Origin of the sequence: Fictibacillus sp. FJAT-27399 (assembly GCF_001510655.1) — a bacterium.
Lineage (GTDB): Bacteria > Bacillota > Bacilli > Bacillales > Fictibacillaceae > Fictibacillus_C > Fictibacillus_C marinisediminis.
Genome location: NZ_LMVC01000002.1, coordinates 106,582 through 122,131, shown reverse-complemented (window position 1 = coordinate 122,131; position 15,550 = coordinate 106,582). Strand labels below are relative to the sequence as shown.

Here is a 15,550-nt window from a genome sequence, read left to right as displayed (position 1 = left end):
GCCTGTAACGAAGGATATATCATCCATCGTTACAGGCCGTTTTTAATGTAAGAAAACCTAACATAACTATAGAAATCCTTTCCTGCATCATGATAAGGTTAACCTACATTTTCTTTTCATAAGGAGGAAATTATGATTCTTTCCCATCAGTTAACACCAGAAGAAAAAGAAAAGGTTAAGCAGTTAAAAAGTAAAATAAACCGCACGGATTGTCCAGAAGAAAAATCCGCCTATGAAAATCAGCTCATTAAGCTCATGGAAAGAATCTTCATACGCCATAAACTTCAGCGTAGAAATGAATTATAACTGAAGCAGTTTCGCGAGATCGAACCCCAAAGCCTCTTCCGTCAACTGCTGTTTTCCAATCTGTATTACTTCTTCCCCAAGCTTTATACCGCCCAGCTTTTCATACGCTGCTTTGCATGGATTATCTTTCAAAACCCAAACAAGCATCGTACGATAGCCGGCATCGTATTGATTTTGAGCAAAATGCCGGATTAGACTGCTGCCGATCGTTCTTCTCTGATACTCCTGCAAGAGATAGATGGCATACAGTTCAGATTCATAAGGAAAGCGGCCTGAGCGATTGGGACCGCCGGAACAAAAACCAATAATCTCCTGATTAATAGATGCCACATATAAAAAACTTTTCTCCAGTGGCTTTTGAATGATGCCCATCCACAAATCCTGCCTGTCCTCTGCCTTCATCTGCTCCAAGTATTCATCGTTAACAATTCCTTTATAAGTCGTTCTCCAGCTATCAACCTGCACGAAAGCTATTCCCTTTTCATCTCCCGGAGTGGCTTTTCTTATCTCCAATCGAATCACTTCCTCTCTAAAAAGATGTGATTTTTCGTTTCAGCTTTTCCGATCTAGCTGCAACGCCCTCCAGTGCCTGTCGTCTTTAAACAGGCGTTTCAGCTTTTCTGATCTAGCTTCAACGCCTAAAGACTCTGCCACTTCGATCTTTGCCAGAAAACAAAAAGCGTTTTATGGCAACGCCCTCCAGTGCCTGTCGTCTTTAAACAGGCGTTTCAGCTTTTCTGTATTATTGATAAAAACTGGCGATGATTTTTGCTGCTGGCAGGAAGATGAGCTGCCCGAGCACGGTTCCGATCAGCTTAGTCGTGATCAGCAAGATAACGAGCGCTTTCACATCGCCGTAGGGCCGCTTTCCTCTGATCGCCTGATCGGTAATGATCGCTGACTTTGGATCAATAAAGAAGGTAAGCATGATAGTTGCTGCTCCATTAATCATGCCGGATGAAGCTGCCGCTGCCAGCTGATTTTGGGATGGAACCAGCAATGAGGAATAATTGGCGGCAAGTACCCCTATTGTATAGATACCCGTTACTACCGCATGAAGAAGCAAGAATCTTTTAGGAATTTCTCTAAACCGCAGTTTTTGAAGCATTTTCTTCTTCGGAACCGTTGCTTTTTTTACAATGCGTTTCATATTGTTTGCGTGCAGCGCTTCAAACACGAGGGAAGGAACAGATCCTGACAATGCAATTTTCTTCACCCCGATCTGAAAAATTTTCAGGAAAGTGGGAATTACAAAAACCCCTGCCAGAGTGCCTGCTGTAGCAGCGGCAATAACGTATCTCATATCGCTGAGGGGATCCAGATCTTTTGCAATACTAAACCCTATTATCTTTCCGATCAAGGGAGCCTGAAACATATTTGCCGTTCTAGAAACAAGTACAAAAAGATTGAAAATGGAAAAAGATAATGCCACTTGCCCTGTTTTAACAGAGTTCAGTCTAACAGAATAGCCAAGAGTATCAATCACATGGATGACGAAAGTCAGTAAAATCAATTGAATAAGAACATGATCCATCTCTCTAACACCCCTTCGCCGCAAATTTCGATTTCTTTTTCATTTCCCCGGAAATTGTTGTATTTTGAAATGTAATCATAGTATATATTTTTCGTACTTTCGCTGATCATTCCTTCTCACTTGTAACCAAAAAAAGGACTGCCACTCAGCAGTCCATCATCCTAACCATTATCCTTTTCTGGCAAACCAAAGTGTCCATCGGTCCTGTTCCATTATTTCCTGTTCATCTCGCAATTTTGTTTCAATGTATTGGATTAAGTGCTCCAATTTTTCATCGTCCAATTCAAACAGCAGCGACCGGCCAGTACGTTTTCTAAGGTCCTCTGTGAGGTCTTTTACAGAAGAATACTGTTTTCTCATTTCCCAAAGCTTGACCTCTTCAACATGTGAAAATCCTGCTTTTTCAAGAGCTCCACGAACCTGCTCACCTGTATAACGCCTCTCGATCTCCTTCTTCATCAATTCTGGATTTTGTTCAAAGAAATATCCCCGGATATGTGTGTCTGTTCCTGGGAGCAAACAATCCTCAGGTGTCCTGTCTTGAATGATGAACATTCCGCCTGGTTTCAACAAGCGAAAGGCTTCTGATATACATCCTTCCAATTCGGTCAAATGATGAATCACTGCCCGTTCCAATACGACATCCGCGGTAAGCGATTCAAGCCCTGTATTCCACGCAAATCCATGTACATACTGAACACGTCCTCCAAAACCTTGGCAGTTCTCGCGTGCTGCTTCCAGCATTTTTTCTGAAAAATCGACAGCAGCCACTTGCCTGGCGCCCAGTTCAATCAGTGCTTTCGTATAGATGCCTCCTCCGCAGCCGATATCTACCGCGCTAAAATCCTTCAAGGCCAGATATTGTCCAATCATCTTTTTCCAATCATCTGCTGCTGTTCTAGTGGCGTAGGATAATTTGTTATCCTCTCCATGAAAATCAATTGCCATAATGCTCAGCTCCTTATTTGACGGCCTTTATCAGAATAGCTTCTCCGCTGAATTCCTGAACCTTTCCATCCTTCTCCATAATGCTAAAATATTTCTTAACATGTGAAGGTGAATCTATCATTTTTTTAATCAGCTGATCTTTTTCCTCCTTTTTCATCTCCATCCGTTCACACCAGCTGTCAAACGTAAATGTCTTTTTAAAAACATTGATCTGCTCGATCCTGAAACCGGCTTCTTCCAAAAACGTTATCCACTCGGACTTTTTCCAAGCGCGGTAATGGCTGTGGTCTCTTCTTTTTTCTATATCATTATAAAACTCATCATATTCTTTATTTTCCGGTGCCGTATTATCTACGATTAATAGTTTTCCGCCCTGTGACAGCACCCTGTAGGATTCCGAGATAAATGATTGAAGATCCGGAAAATGGTGAGGTGCGATCCGGCTCGTAACCACTTCAAACGATTCTTCTGGAAAAGGAAGTTTCTCCGCATCACCTTTGACGAACGAGACATTATGATAACCGTTTCCTTCAATAAATCTTTTTGCAGCTTCCAATATCTCGCTCGTCAGATCCAACGCGGTCACTTCTTTAACAAGTGGAGAAAATACATTGGCGGTGTGCCCGCCACCTGTTGCAATATCCAGCAGACGGTCCTGTGGCTCTGCGTTCGAGATCTCCACCATTTGTGCCAAATCCTTACCTTTAGCATGAATGGGACTGCTCACATATTTTTCAGCATTTTTTCCAAACTGCTGCTGTACCCTCGCTTTAATATCCATCTATCCTCTCTCCTTTCTCTCAATCTCATCATATGCATAAGCTACACACAAGAAAATTACTAATAAACATACCAATCACATAAGAAAAACTAATCATAAGGACAGAATATTTAAAATAGTAAAAGTTTTAGATAAATATTCTTTGTACTTTCATCCCATTGGACGTATTCTTTTTATGTAGCCACTACCAAAAACTGGAGGTAATCCACCATGGAAAATTCTACTCAAACAGCATTTCGGCAAGTAGAGGAAATTTCGACGAAAGAAGAAAGATATGAACCTTTTTCCTGGTATGAAAAAATGCGGAAAGAAAGCCCAGTTCGCAAGGATGAAAGACGGGGTGCGTGGGATGCCTTTGATTATCAGAGTGTAAAGTACGTTCTGGAAACGAAAGAACTGTTTTCCTCCAACCGGTCAAAAAAACAGGAGGATGAACAAAAGTCCCCAATTGAATTGAGTTTGATCAGCATTGACCCGCCAAAACATACACAGATGCGCGCTCTCGTGAACAAAGCCTTTACTCCAAAAGTTATGAAGGAATGGCGTCCCCGGATCGAGCGAATCGCGAAACAGCTTTTAGACGAGGTCGATCCAGCATCCGATATAGATATCGTAAAACAATTTTCCTATCCGCTTCCGGTGATGGTGATCGCTGAAATACTGGGAGTACCCATCGAAGACCAATCCAAATTCAAAGAGTGGTCTGACTGGGTAGTCGCAGGGCCAAAAGACAACAGCCCCGAGGCTATAAAACATTTGGAACAGAACCAGCAAAGAACGTACCATGAGCTGTATGTCTATTTTAAAGAGATTATAAGAAATAAAAGAGAACACCCTGAAAAAGATATTATCTCCGTTCTACTGGGAGCCGAAGCTCAGGGCACTGTGCTTTCTGAAGACGAGATCATCGGATTCTGCATTTTGCTGCTTGTTGCAGGAAATGAAACAACAACCAACTTAATCAGCAATGCATTCTTTTGCTTCACAGAGTTCCCGTATATTTATGAGGAAATCCTCAAGAATCCAAAAGGCACTCTCCCGCTTGCCATCGAAGAAGTACTGCGGTACCGTTCTCCTGTACAGGCCATGAGCCGTGTTGCGAAAGAAGATACCGTTCTTGGCGATGCCCAGATTAAAGCCGGCGATATTGTGGTGGCATGGATGGGATCTGCGAATCGGGACGAGCAGCAATTTGAACAGGCCGGCCAATTCAATATCAAAAGAAAGCCAAATCCTCATCTCGCCTTCGGTAAAGGCATCCATTTCTGCCTTGGAGCACCGCTTGCCCGGCTGGAAGCAGAAATCGCCATTGAAGAATGGATGAAACGATATCCCAAATTTGAGAAAAGCAGCAACTTTTCCCTTGAACCGATCGAGAGCACCTTTGTGTACGGATTAAAAGAGTTCAAGCTATCTGTTCTGTGAAATTGGATGGAATAGGATTGAAGGGCCATTCGTATGTGATGTTTCTCTGAATGTAAATCCGCATTGAGCTTTAACAAAACCAACTATTAAAAAAGGGGGCTGTCCTGAAAGTCGAAAATTGACCTTCAGGCAGCTCCTTTGACGTGAAAAATCTTCAATGAAAAGTTGATTGAAGTGGAAGATGCGAGACTCCTGCGGGACTAGCGTGACAGGTGAGACTCCCGCCGGTGCTTGCACCAAAAAGTAGGCGTTCACGCCGGTAAGGCTCACCCCACGCCCCGCGGAAAGCGAGCAGCCTGGAACGGAAATCAACAGCTTACAGACTTCTTGGACAGCCCCTTCTCGCCGTTTAATCCGGTCACAATGACCTTATTCGGGTCTTTGCTGCTTCCTTCCACACCTTCCATGAAAACCTCCTGAAGGTGAAACTGTGCTCCTTGAACAAAACTGATTTCTTCCATTTCTCGGTGAAACAGCCTTTCCAGTCCTCTTTCAAATGCTTCATCAGGGCTTGCGATTACCAGCCTGGCCAGAGAGCCATCTCCCCCGTCTACTGCATCTTTGCGGGTTTGCAGCTCGATCTTGAACCGGTATGGAGTATAGATAAAAGTCCTGCGGGCACCTGCTTCTGTTTTCCATCCCATCACATCAGCACGGTTGCAAAGCTGTTTCAGTTCTTCATCGGTTACTAAATATCCAATGTGGTCAAAGATTGGCTTTTTTCCAGCTCCAAACGTTATATTGATATTCCCTTTTCTGACTTCGATAATGCGAAAAATAAGAGCATTCTCACGAAAGTCATCCCACTCCAATGGAGGATGGTAGGGAGTTACCGTTCCTTTTTCCATTGCGTATCTGCCTTCTACTTGAAAGCCCAGACGCCGATAATAGCTTTCTGTCTCTTCTACTCTATCTGTCCAAAAATGATAATGAAATAGTTTCAAAGTTCCAACTCCCGGGTCTTCTAATTATTCTTTCTGTGTCTGAAACCTTACAGTCAAACATATAGTGAGAGTATACAAGCCAATACACTTGGAGGCAAACTATGCTCGTTTTATTTTTGCTTGGCCTCGCTCTTGCTGCCTCGCCAGGTCCGGATTTTTTATTAATGACAAAGCATACATTAAGCCATGGCACGCGGATGGGCTACGCCACGTTTTTAGGAAATCGTACAAGCTTCATCCTGCATCTCACTCTCGCCGTATTCGGACTTTCTGTCATTTTGAAAGAATCAGCTCTATTATACTTGTTTATCCGTATGGCTGGGGCAGCATATTTAATTTATTTAGGCTGCAATAATATTTTCAGAAGAATTTCTCCCCAGGCTGCGCATTCATCCAGCATCACATCCATCGCCTTGTCGGCACTGCTCGCCTATCAGCGGGGTTTTTGGAGCAATCTGCTAAATCCAAAGGTTAGCCTGTTTTTCCTTAGTATCTTCCCTCAGTTTGTGACCGCAGAAAATTTAGCTTCCGAACCATTCAGTAACGCTCTTATCTTTTTGGCTGGCAATTCCTGCTGGTATCTGGCCGTTCTTCCTATTGTCGGCATGCAGCTTATCCGGGAAGGAATGGCCCGCTTTCAAGCGATTTTGGATCTTGTATTCGGTCTTCTTTTTTTAGGATACGGGGGAAAAATGATCATTGAAGATCTCCAAATTCTTTTGCGTTACCTGCCCGGTTATTCCTTCTTCTCTTGAAATACATAAAATCCCCCTACCAGAGGGGGATCTCAGTTGTTTTATTCTACCGCCAATGGATCTTCACTGCGGTCATATGGTGCGGGTTCATTGTTCTTTTGGGCAAGGTCATAGCGCAGTCCGTCGAGGCTCTGTCTAACATTTCCTTTGCCTGAAAAATTCTCGATCAGCTCTTTTACATCGATTCCAGATGAGGCCTTAAGGGTTTCCTGAAGAGATGCCATCAGGTTGGTCGCATAGCCGGTTACTTTATTCGCTCCGCCGTTTTCACCGCTGCCGCCAGTATCCACAACCGTAATTTTATCAATGTTGGACAGAGGGCTTGCCACTTCTTTCGCATACGCCGGCAGCATGTTCACGATCATATCGAGAATAGCTGCCTGGCCGAACATTTCAAAGGCTTCGGCGATTTTTTGCTTCGCTTCTGCCTCAGCCAGACCTTTCAAACGGATAACTTCTGCTTCTGTCTCCCCTTTGGCCCGCTCAGCTTCTGCTTTAGAAAGCCCTTCAAGACGTACCTTCTCAGCCTCAGCTGTCGCCATCGCTTCCACTCTATATTTATTGGCATCCGCCTCAGCGAGCTGTTTGCGCTTTTCCGCTTCTGCCGCTTGCTCCACTGCATAACGATCCGCATCCGCTTTTTTCTTTACTTCAGAATCATATTGTTTCTCGCGTCTCGCAATCTCTTTTTCTTCCAATTCAATCTGTTTTTGGCGCTCAATGATCTTGATCTGCATCTGCTGTTCAGTAACTTCCTGTTTGGCACGCGCTTCCTCCAAGTGGTATGCCTGGTCCGCTTTTGCTTTGGCGATATCCTGTTCTCTGCGGAATTCTGCAATTTTCAGCTGATTGATCTTTTCTGCTTCCGCAACCTCTGTCGCACGCTCAAGCTCGGATTTTTGTGCTTCCTTATTCGCTTGTGCCCGTTTGATGCGTGTTTCTTTTTCAGCTTCTGCCGTTGCAATGTCAGCATCTCGTTTCACCTGGGCAATCCTCGGTTTTCCGAGAGCCTCAAGGTATCCATTCTTATCCCTTACATCTTTAATCGTAAAGGATACAATCACAAGACCCATTTTCGCCAGATCCTGAGAAGCAATGCGCTGAACCTCCTGAGAAAATTTATCACGATTTTTATAGATTTCTTCCACTGTCATGGAACCAAGAATGGAACGGAGATGGCCTTCCAATACTTCTCTAGCCTCGAGCTCGCGGTCCTGCTTCGTTTTTCCAAGAAACTGTTCAGCTGCTGTTGCAATTTCCCCGATCGAACTGCCGATTTTAATGATAGCCGTTCCATCCGCTGTGACCGGAACCCCTTGCTCGGTATAAACTTCCGGTGTCTGAACTTCAAGCTTGCTTGAAAGCAGGCTCAGTGGTTCGGACTGCTGGAAGACCGGGAATACAAAGGTGCCTCCCCCGCGAACGATCTTGATCTTGTTTCCTGATTCATCGATGTTCACGTTCTTGCTGCCCAGGAAACTTCCCGTTACGATCAGTGCCTCATCTGGTCCTGCGGTCTTATACTTTGTAATAAAAACAGAAATCAGGGCAACTACAACAAACACAACAATTCCCGCAGCGATAAAAATAGGTGTCATTTCCATTCCTCCAATTCATTAGTACAATAATGCGGTTTGTTCATAAGGCATAACATGAACGACGCCGCTTTTTACATCCACGATTAAAATCTTGGATCCTTGCCCGATCGGCTCATTATCCATGCTGATCGCTGTCTTCGCAATATTTCCGCTGATCCCCTCAATAAAGACTTCTCCAAAACCATTGGACGGGATAGAAGTAATCACTTTACCGATTCTCCCCCGTAAATCCTCCTCAGCGTAATTGAGTGACGCTTCTGCGGAGGCAAGCGGGATCAGGACAAAAATGTTCAGCAAGGACACAAGGATTAAAGACGATCCTGCCGATATACCTAAGATGAGCCAGCTGTTAACAGATGTTATTGTTTCCAATACATAGCCGCATGCACTCAGTATCGTAAAAAAAGAAAGTACAAGAGTCGGACTGAGAATGTGGGAAAAAACCTCAAATGCTCCATGGATGAGATCACTTACCAAAACATATAGAAAGGTAATGCATCCAAATACGATTAATCCAGTTAAATAGATGGTTTCCATCGGATACCCCATAATATCCATAACGTACCTTCCCCCTTCTCTTAATGAGGTTTTAACCACCTAAGTATGTAATCAGCCATTCACCTTCCCCTCTCCATATCTGGGAATATCGTAGCATAAACCGCTTGAAATAATTGGTAAAAATTGTCGAACTTCCACAAAATTTCATGTTGTTCTAATTATATAAACGGATAAAATATGAAAAAGTTTCATATTTTGGAAACTAAATTCAGATTATTTATTATTCATCTTACAAAAGAAAAAAAGCCTCCTTAAAAGGAGACTTTCTGTTCTAGAGTACGTATGAAATTTTCCTGTTCATCTCTTGAATGAATGAAGCGTTCTTCCAGCAGCTCATGGAGCAGCGACTGTTTTTCCTCTAAGGAGGCTTCCCATTCTTTAATTCGCTCTCGGCATCGAAATAAAAACTGAGTGTAGGCCTCGTAATCTTCTGAATAAGCAGCCAGTAACTCTTTTTTAATCCGTTTGGCAAGAATCGGACTTGCTCCTCCAGTTGAAACAGTCATGACCAGCTTTCCTCTTCTGGCTACCGCGGGAACCGAGAAATTTCCAAGTACCGGCTGATCAACGACATTAACCAGCTGGTGGTTTCCTGCATTTTCGGCAATCTGCTGATTCACTTCCGGCTGATCAGTCGCTGCAAAAATGATAAATGCGTCCTTATAATCACTTGGTTCCACAGATTTCTTATCCCATTTCAGGAGATGTTCATGCTGCATTTTTTGGATCGCCGGAACAGCCTCAGGACTAACCACCTTTATTGCTGCTCCTGCCTCAAGCAATCCTAAAATCTTGCGATGGGCGACAGCTCCTCCGCCAATCACTACAGCAGGCTTACAATTAAGATTCAGCATGATCGGATACATGGTTACACAACCGCACTTTTCATTTCTGCTTCTTCAATTCTTGTGAGGAGAACGTCTTGCAGAACAGGATGGTATCCGAGCGCCTCGCACAAAATAAAGTTTTGATCACTCTGTTTTTGCTCATGTGCTATGGCTTTTTTCATCCCGCTGAGCAGGATGCCGGGAAAGAGAAGATAAGGAACAACGATGATTTGCTGATACCCCCAGCCTGAGAGCCTCAGCATCTCTTCAAAGCTAGGCTGGGCAGCCGTCAAAAAACACGTTTCAACCCGCGGCACCTCATAGTTCTTTTGTAAATTTGCAGCAATGGCATTGAGATCTCTCTTCACATCAGGGTCACTGCTTCCTCTTCCAACGAGAAGGATTACAGCGTTCTTATGAAACTTATCAACAGACTCTGTAATCCGCTCCCATAATAAATGAGAGAGAGAATCGTGCACTCCGAAAGGTTTCCCGTACGATATCTCTACATTTGGATACCGTTCTTGCTGCAGCATTATTTCCTCTGGAATATCCTTTTTTGCATGAGCTGCCGTTAATAAAAGAACCGGTATTGCGCAGATGGAGGCTGCTCCTTGACGGACACATGCTTCAACCCCTTTGGAAATATCAGGTGCTGACAGTTCCAGAAAACAAACTTCCTTAATGGGATAGTCGCTGGCTCCCATGCACCGTTTCGCAAATTCCAATGCTTTTTCCATGCCTGCTTTTGTTCTGCTGCCGTGGCAGATGAGGAGTAATGCTTTCATTTACAACGCCTCACTTATAATAGAAGAATCCTTTTCTATTAGCGTCTTTTCAAACCAGCTGATCTTTTCGCGGAGTTTGACTACCTCTCCAATGATGATCATGCTTGGATTTTGAATCCCTTCATTTCGTGCTACTGTTTCAATCGTTTCAAGAGTGCCTGTAACCGTCCGCTGCTCCCCAAAGGTTCCCCATTGAATTAAAGCAGCTGGTGTTTCTTTGCTCTTCCCATATTTTACGAGGCTATCACAGATGTAAGGAAGGTTCTTAACACCCATATAGATTGCAAGTGTATCAATTCCTTTAGCAAGGCTTTCCCATCTCTGCTTCTCGTCCTCTCCTTCTTTCCGGTGGCCGGTGACAATAGCAAAGCTGCCTCCATACTCTCTATGAGTGACTGGTATACCAGCATAAGCCGGTGCAGCAATTCCAGATGTAATACCTGGAACCACTTCAAATTCCACATGGTTTTTAACGAGAGCTTCCGCTTCTTCACCGCCCCTGCCGAATACAAAAGGGTCACCACCCTTTAACCGGGTGACAACTTTTCCTTTTTTGGCATACTTCACTAAAAAATGATTGATCGTATCTTGCTGCATCGTATGAAGATTAGGGAGCTTCCCGCAATAGATCAAATCTGCACCTGGCTTTGCATAATCCAGCAGATCTTTATTAACAAGCCGGTCATAAAGAATAACATCAGCTTCCTTAATGCATCTTGCTCCTTTGACGGTAATTAATTCCGCATCCCCCGGTCCAGCACCTACTAAATACACTTTGCTCAATTTCATTCACCTGCCTCAGCTGTTTAGTATCGTTTCCCTTTTAGAGACCACAAAACCGTTGCCGTTATAGGCCACGATTATTCCTTCCTTTAGATCAGATTTTTGCTTTCAAGAAAAGAGATGACTTCGGCCGTGCATTCCTCAATCGTCGAGGCCTTCGTATCCACTGTAAATTCTGGAGATTCCGGCTCCTCGTATGGGGAATCGATCCCAGTGAATGCTTTGATCTCTCCCTTTCTTGCTTTTTGGTAAAGTCCTTTCGGATCTCGGTTTTCACATTCTTCGAGCGGACATTTAACGAAGATTTCAAGGAATTCATCACTGCCTAAGATCTGTCTCGCCTGTTCCCGATCTTCCTTAAATGGTGAGATAAATGCCGTCAGCACAACTGTTCCGCTGTCTACAAACAGCTTGGATACTTCACCGATCCGGCGTATGTTTTCTTTCCGGTCCTCGTCTGAAAAGCCAAGATCATTATTTAAGCCGTGGCGTATGTTGTCGCCATCCAGCACATAGTTTTTCACTTGCCGCCGAAACAGTTCTTTAGCAACCTCATTGGCAAGAGTCGATTTTCCTGAACCCGATAGCCCTGTCAGCCATATTACGAAACTATGATGGGCATTTTGTGTTCTTCTGTCTTCCTTTGATACGGCCGCCTGGTGCCATGTAATGTTCTGTGTTTGACTCATCATGTTCCTCCTTATGCGGTTATTGTTTTTTCTTGCAGACCTTTGATCAGTACTTCTACGACTTCTTTGCGGCTGAAGGCGGCTGGCGGAAGCTCTCCATTTCTCAGCAGTTCCCTCACTTTTGTGCCTGACAAAATCACATGATCCTCTTTGCTGTGAGGACATGTTTTGGATGAGGCCATTCCTTCGCACTTTGTACAATAGAAGCTATGTTCAAAGAACATCAGTGTAATGCCTAGTTCTTCCGGAGTAAACCTGGAAAAGATTTTTTGTGCATCATACGTCCCATAATAATTGCCCACACCTGCATGATCTCTTCCAACGATAAAGTGTGTGCATCCGAAGTTTTTGCGGACCATCGCATGAAAAATGGCTTCCCTCGGTCCTGCATATCTCATCGCTGCCGGAAATACGGCCAAGAACACACGGTCTTGGGGATAATAGTTTTCAAGCAGAATTTCATAGCTTTCCATCCTCACATCAGCGGGAATATCATCGGATTTCGTTTCTCCAACAAGCGGGTTCAGGAACAGTCCATCTACGGTTTCAAGGGCTGTTTTTTGAATGTATTCGTGTGCTCTATGCACAGGATTTCTTGTCTGGAAGCCAACAACTGTATTCCATCCCCTGTCTCTGAAGACTTGGCGGGTTTCAGCTGGATCCAGACGATATTCAGTAAACCTCTGTTTTTCAGGCCGCTTTACGAGAGTGATTGATCCTCCGACATAGTAAGAAGGGCGTTCCAGAAGTTTTTTAACCCCAGGGTGTGCAGTATCTGCCGTTTGGTAGACCTGCTCTGCTTCATGCTTAATGTCCGGGCGGTAAAGGTCTTCCACCTCGATGACTCCGTACGTTACACCCTCAAATACGAGCCTCGCCTGATCTCCGGCTGATAGCGTCCTTGCTTGTTTTTCATGAACTGGAAGGACGATTGGGATGCTCCAAACCGTTCCATCAGCAAGACGTAGAGAATCAACGACAGATTGATAGTCTTCTTCATTTAGAAAACCGGTAATTGGGCTGTAGGCTCCTACACCGATCAGCTCGAGATCACTTAAGGATGTAGCATCCAGTTCCACTTCCTTTTGAATGTGGTCTGTTGGCAGATTTGGTTCATAACGGTTTATCAGCTTTCCTCCATGCGGCAAAATTGATGTCATGTTAATTCCTCCTGTAATTTTATTTTATTATTGGTGAAGTCCACACTCTGTTTTCCCTTGCCCTGACCAGCGTCCTGAGCGGGAATCACCCGACCCGTCAGCCGGAAGCGTGCACGGCTCGCAGCCGATGCTGGGATACCCCTGATCGTGAAGCGGATTGTAGGGCAGATTCTGCTTGTAGGCGTATCTCCAAATTTCCTTCCACGTCCAATGGATCAGCGGACAGATTTTCACGGATTTAAAACGTTCATCCTTATTGATGTACTGAACATTGCTCCTCCCTGCCGACTGCTCCCTCCGGAGACCCGACAGCCATGCCGGTGCTCCGTTCAGTGTTTCCTCAAGAGGGGCTACCTTTCGTATATAACAGCAGAGGTTCGGTTCTCTTTTCCATAACTCGCTGCCATGCTTTTCCGCCTGTTCCAACAAGGACAGCGAAGGCTTCTTCATCTCAATCTTCATTTCCGGATATCTTTTTTTCGCCTTTTCGATCACCTCGTACGTTTCCTTGAAGTGAAGGCCTGTATCCAGGAAAACGACTCTTGCATCTGGTTTGACCTTGGATACAAGATCCACCAGGACACTGCCTTCTATTCCGAAGCTGCACGCATAAACGAGTGCATCTCCATATTGCTCATACGCCCATTTCAGTACTTCGAATGCCCCCTTCGTTTCACTGTCTTCCGGAAACGTAAACTCCTGTTCTTTCCATGTGTCAAACTTGAGCATGTTAACCACCCCTCCAATGAAAAAGGCAGCTTTAACCATAAGCAGCCATCCTGCTATGTTAAAACCGCCTCTAGTTTTCTAGTCAGCGAATATTTATTTAAAACGTACCTTTTCGTTTTTTTCCAGCTGAATCAGCTTTCCATCCTGAACAATTAACGTGATGGACCCATACTTGATACTGTTCAGCATTTCTTTTAACTGTTCAAAAATTTCATCCTGGCTTTTACCGTTTACCACATCAGAACCTCCTCGTTTAATATGTTTTGTTAGGTTTTTTTAGGAATTAAAATGGCAATAAAAAAACCTTTCCATTTCGGAAAGACTGACGAGGTAAACATATTACCTTATCTTCCAAAATGTAATAAACATTCTGCTGGAGTTAGCACCTTGCAAATAAAATGCAGGTTGCCGGGTTTCATCGGGCCAGTTCCCTTCACCGCTCTGGATAAGTTTTTTTATTTTTTTAAATAATAACACACATTTATGCTTTCGCAAACCCTATTATTCTTATCGGATTAAAAAATATTTATTGAAATATCCAAAAATTTTATTGACAGACTTTCATTCCATTGAATATAGTAGATACTAAATTCGAAAAGAGATACACTGCTGATCGGAAAAACCGAAGGCTCTTAACTTTACTGTTAAGGGCCTTTTATTTGTTAGGAGGAGTAAAATGAAAAAACTGATCATCCTGGCCCTGATTGGACTCGTTGCACAACTGATTGACGGGTCACTCGGAATGGCTTACGGACTGACTTCGACTTCCCTGCTGCTGGCCTTCGGAATCGCTCCGGCGGTTGCTTCGGCTTCGGTTCACTTTGCAGAGGTTGTTACGACAGCCGCCTCAGGTGCATCACACATCAGGTTCGGTAATGTTGACCGTAAAATTATCTTTCGTCTCATTATTCCGGGATCCATTGGGGCATTTACCGGTGCCTGCTTTTTATCCAATCTTCCTGGCGACGCAGTAAAACCGTATATTTCCTTTTTCCTGCTGTTCCTTGGTTTCTTTATTCTGTACCGATTTTTATTTAAAAAGAACAACAAGCCTGCTGATCATGAAAAAGCGTTCAGCCGCAAGCAGCTCATCCCGCTCGGACTTGTTGCCGGCTTCTTGGATGCCACCGGAGGAGGAGGCTGGGGACCGGTAGCCACACCTGTCCTGTTAGCCAAAAACGGCACAACAACAAGAAAGGTCATCGGTTCCGTGGATACGAGCGAATTTGCTGTTGCCGTTTCTGCTACACTCGGTTTCCTCATCTCTCTCGGATGGGAGCAGGTCAACTGGATGTGGGTTATCGCCCTCATGGCGGGAGGATTAATCGCAGCACCGATCGCAGCATGGCTCGTCCGCATTATCCCTTCGCATATTTTAGGTGTAGTTGTTGGAGGATTGATTATTGTAACGAACGCCCGGACGCTTTTGCAGTCCGCTGGAATCTCCGGTACAGCACTGCAATCGGTCTATACCGTGCTGGTCGTCGTTTGGCTGGCGGCAATTTCCTTCAGCATTAGAAAAAATAAAAAACATTCTTTCTCAGCTGGACCACAAACTGAAAGCACTAATCTCCACTGACACATCACAAACAATAATTTATACCAATGGGGCTGTCCAGAAAGTCGAAAATTGACCTTCAGGCAGCCCCTTTTTGGCTTGAAAAATCTTCAATGAAAAGTTAATTGAAGTGGAAGATGCGAGACTCCTCGAAAATGAACTTCACA

General features: G+C 44.2%; 19 protein-coding genes and 1 riboswitch. Of the genes, 4 read left to right on the top strand and 15 right to left on the bottom strand.

From position 1 onward, the window contains the following. The first annotated feature begins 132 nt into the window (after positions 1-132). On the top strand, positions 133-306 hold the full coding sequence (locus tag AR335_RS23655; protein ID WP_156418866.1) for a hypothetical protein: 174 nt from the start codon (positions 133-135) through the stop codon (positions 304-306). Here the strand turns inward: AR335_RS23655 and AR335_RS05660 are convergent. The 4 genes from AR335_RS05660 to AR335_RS05645 form a co-directional block, all read right to left on the bottom strand. Further along, complete coding sequence (locus tag AR335_RS05660; RefSeq protein ID WP_062232955.1) at positions 301-819, bottom strand: GNAT family N-acetyltransferase; 519 nt, start codon at positions 817-819, stop codon at positions 301-303. The two genes, AR335_RS23655 and AR335_RS05660, sit on opposite strands and share 6 nt — an antisense overlap. A gap of 229 nt (positions 820-1,048) precedes the next feature. Then, positions 1,049-1,840, bottom strand: a complete 792-nt coding sequence (locus AR335_RS05655) for a lipid II flippase Amj family protein (protein ID WP_062232951.1) — start codon at positions 1,838-1,840, stop codon at positions 1,049-1,051. A gap of 168 nt (positions 1,841-2,008) precedes the next feature. Then, positions 2,009-2,788 carry a class I SAM-dependent methyltransferase gene (locus tag AR335_RS05650; RefSeq protein ID WP_062232950.1) on the bottom strand — a complete coding sequence of 260 codons (780 nt, stop codon included), beginning with the start codon at positions 2,786-2,788 and terminating at the stop codon, positions 2,009-2,011. A 13-nt stretch (positions 2,789-2,801) separates the two neighbouring features. After that, positions 2,802-3,569 carry a class I SAM-dependent methyltransferase gene (locus AR335_RS05645; protein WP_062232947.1) on the bottom strand — a complete coding sequence of 256 codons (768 nt, stop codon included), beginning with the start codon at positions 3,567-3,569 and terminating at the stop codon, positions 2,802-2,804. 210 nt (positions 3,570-3,779) lie between these two features. Here AR335_RS05645 and AR335_RS05640 point away from each other — a divergent pair, with 210 nt between their 5' ends. Then, complete coding sequence (locus AR335_RS05640) at positions 3,780-4,994, top strand: cytochrome P450 (protein ID WP_053357207.1); 1,215 nt, start codon at positions 3,780-3,782, stop codon at positions 4,992-4,994. Here AR335_RS05640 and AR335_RS23650 read toward each other — a convergent pair. Together AR335_RS23650 and AR335_RS05635 are read right to left on the bottom strand one after the other, a co-directional pair. Beyond that, positions 4,980-5,306, bottom strand: a complete 327-nt coding sequence (locus tag AR335_RS23650) for a hypothetical protein (RefSeq protein WP_156418865.1) — start codon at positions 5,304-5,306, stop codon at positions 4,980-4,982. The genes AR335_RS05640 and AR335_RS23650 overlap by 15 nt on opposite strands. Beyond that, positions 5,303-5,938: a hypothetical protein gene (locus AR335_RS05635; RefSeq protein ID WP_062232943.1), complete on the bottom strand. Its 636-nt coding sequence runs from the start codon at positions 5,936-5,938 to the stop codon at positions 5,303-5,305. Before AR335_RS05635 ends, AR335_RS23650 begins: the two co-directional genes overlap by 4 nt. Before the next feature lie 101 nt (positions 5,939-6,039). On the opposite strand from AR335_RS05635, the gene AR335_RS05630 reads away from it, so the two are divergent. Further along, on the top strand, positions 6,040-6,693 hold the full coding sequence (locus tag AR335_RS05630; protein WP_062232940.1) for a LysE family translocator: 654 nt from the start codon (positions 6,040-6,042) through the stop codon (positions 6,691-6,693). Between the two features lie 41 nt (positions 6,694-6,734). On the opposite strand, the gene AR335_RS05625 is transcribed toward AR335_RS05630, so the two are convergent. The 9 genes from AR335_RS05625 to AR335_RS22955 all read right to left on the bottom strand — a co-directional run bounded on the left by AR335_RS05625 (position 6,735) and on the right by AR335_RS22955 (position 14,035). Next, on the bottom strand, positions 6,735-8,297 hold the full coding sequence (locus tag AR335_RS05625; RefSeq protein WP_369795796.1) for a flotillin family protein: 1,563 nt from the start codon (positions 8,295-8,297) through the stop codon (positions 6,735-6,737). Between the two features lie 12 nt (positions 8,298-8,309). Continuing rightward, entirely contained in the window at positions 8,310-8,849 is a 540-nt protein-coding gene (locus AR335_RS05620; protein ID WP_062232932.1) for an NfeD family protein, read from the bottom strand. A 251-nt stretch (positions 8,850-9,100) separates the two neighbouring features. Beyond that, positions 9,101-9,715 (bottom strand): NAD(P)-binding protein, encoded by a 615-nt coding sequence (locus AR335_RS05615; protein ID WP_062232929.1) that lies wholly within the window; start codon positions 9,713-9,715, stop codon positions 9,101-9,103. Between the two features lie 2 nt (positions 9,716-9,717). Continuing rightward, the gene (locus AR335_RS05610) at positions 9,718-10,464 is read right to left on the bottom strand and encodes a sirohydrochlorin chelatase (RefSeq protein ID WP_062232927.1); all 747 of its coding nucleotides are present in this window, start codon (positions 10,462-10,464) and stop codon (positions 9,718-9,720) included. Continuing rightward, positions 10,465-11,247 carry a uroporphyrinogen-III C-methyltransferase gene (gene cobA, locus AR335_RS05605; RefSeq protein WP_053357200.1) on the bottom strand — a complete coding sequence of 261 codons (783 nt, stop codon included), beginning with the start codon at positions 11,245-11,247 and terminating at the stop codon, positions 10,465-10,467. It lies immediately after the preceding gene. An 89-nt stretch (positions 11,248-11,336) separates the two neighbouring features. Then, positions 11,337-11,936, bottom strand: coding sequence for an adenylyl-sulfate kinase (gene cysC / locus AR335_RS05600; RefSeq protein WP_062232924.1), 600 nt, complete (start codon positions 11,934-11,936; stop codon positions 11,337-11,339). An 11-nt stretch (positions 11,937-11,947) separates the two neighbouring features. Further along, entirely contained in the window at positions 11,948-13,096 is a 1,149-nt protein-coding gene (gene sat, locus AR335_RS05595) for a sulfate adenylyltransferase (RefSeq protein WP_062232920.1), read from the bottom strand. Positions 13,097-13,123: 27 nt separating this feature from the next. Beyond that, positions 13,124-13,825 (bottom strand): phosphoadenylyl-sulfate reductase, encoded by a 702-nt coding sequence (locus tag AR335_RS05590; protein ID WP_062236872.1) that lies wholly within the window; start codon positions 13,823-13,825, stop codon positions 13,124-13,126. Between the two features lie 93 nt (positions 13,826-13,918). Next, on the bottom strand, positions 13,919-14,035 hold the full coding sequence (locus tag AR335_RS22955; RefSeq protein ID WP_369795823.1) for a YezD family protein: 117 nt from the start codon (positions 14,033-14,035) through the stop codon (positions 13,919-13,921). Positions 14,036-14,166: 131 nt separating this feature from the next. Further along, a riboswitch (SAM riboswitch) is annotated at positions 14,167-14,277 on the bottom strand. A 224-nt stretch (positions 14,278-14,501) separates the two neighbouring features. On the opposite strand from AR335_RS22955, the gene AR335_RS05585 reads away from it, so the two are divergent. Continuing rightward, positions 14,502-15,404, top strand: coding sequence for a sulfite exporter TauE/SafE family protein (locus AR335_RS05585; RefSeq protein WP_062232918.1), 903 nt, complete (start codon positions 14,502-14,504; stop codon positions 15,402-15,404). Positions 15,405-15,550 lie beyond the last annotated feature (146 nt).

Excerpts from the sequence above, each read along its gene's own strand:
- AR335_RS23655 (WP_156418866.1), top strand. The coding sequence starts at position 133 with ATGATTCTTTCCCATCAGTTAACACCAGAAGAAAAAGAAAAGGTTAAG.
- AR335_RS05655 (WP_062232951.1), bottom strand. The coding sequence starts at position 1,840 with ATGGATCATGTTCTTATTCAATTGATTTTACTGACTTTCGTCATCCAT.
- AR335_RS05650 (WP_062232950.1), bottom strand. The coding sequence starts at position 2,788 with ATGGCAATTGATTTTCATGGAGAGGATAACAAATTATCCTACGCCACT.
- AR335_RS05645 (WP_062232947.1), bottom strand. The coding sequence starts at position 3,569 with ATGGATATTAAAGCGAGGGTACAGCAGCAGTTTGGAAAAAATGCTGAA.
- AR335_RS05640 (WP_053357207.1), top strand. The coding sequence starts at position 3,780 with ATGGAAAATTCTACTCAAACAGCATTTCGGCAAGTAGAGGAAATTTCG.
- AR335_RS05630 (WP_062232940.1), top strand. The coding sequence starts at position 6,040 with ATGCTCGTTTTATTTTTGCTTGGCCTCGCTCTTGCTGCCTCGCCAGGT.
- AR335_RS05625 (WP_369795796.1), bottom strand. The coding sequence starts at position 8,297 with ATGGAAATGACACCTATTTTTATCGCTGCGGGAATTGTTGTGTTTGTT.
- AR335_RS05620 (WP_062232932.1), bottom strand. The coding sequence starts at position 8,849 with ATGGATATTATGGGGTATCCGATGGAAACCATCTATTTAACTGGATTA.
- AR335_RS05615 (WP_062232929.1), bottom strand. The coding sequence starts at position 9,715 with ATGTATCCGATCATGCTGAATCTTAATTGTAAGCCTGCTGTAGTGATT.
- AR335_RS05610 (WP_062232927.1), bottom strand. The coding sequence starts at position 10,464 with ATGAAAGCATTACTCCTCATCTGCCACGGCAGCAGAACAAAAGCAGGC.
- cysC (WP_062232924.1), bottom strand. The coding sequence starts at position 11,936 with ATGAGTCAAACACAGAACATTACATGGCACCAGGCGGCCGTATCAAAG.
- sat (WP_062232920.1), bottom strand. The coding sequence starts at position 13,096 with ATGACATCAATTTTGCCGCATGGAGGAAAGCTGATAAACCGTTATGAA.
- AR335_RS05590 (WP_062236872.1), bottom strand. The coding sequence starts at position 13,825 with ATGCTCAAGTTTGACACATGGAAAGAACAGGAGTTTACGTTTCCGGAA.
- AR335_RS05585 (WP_062232918.1), top strand. The coding sequence starts at position 14,502 with ATGAAAAAACTGATCATCCTGGCCCTGATTGGACTCGTTGCACAACTG.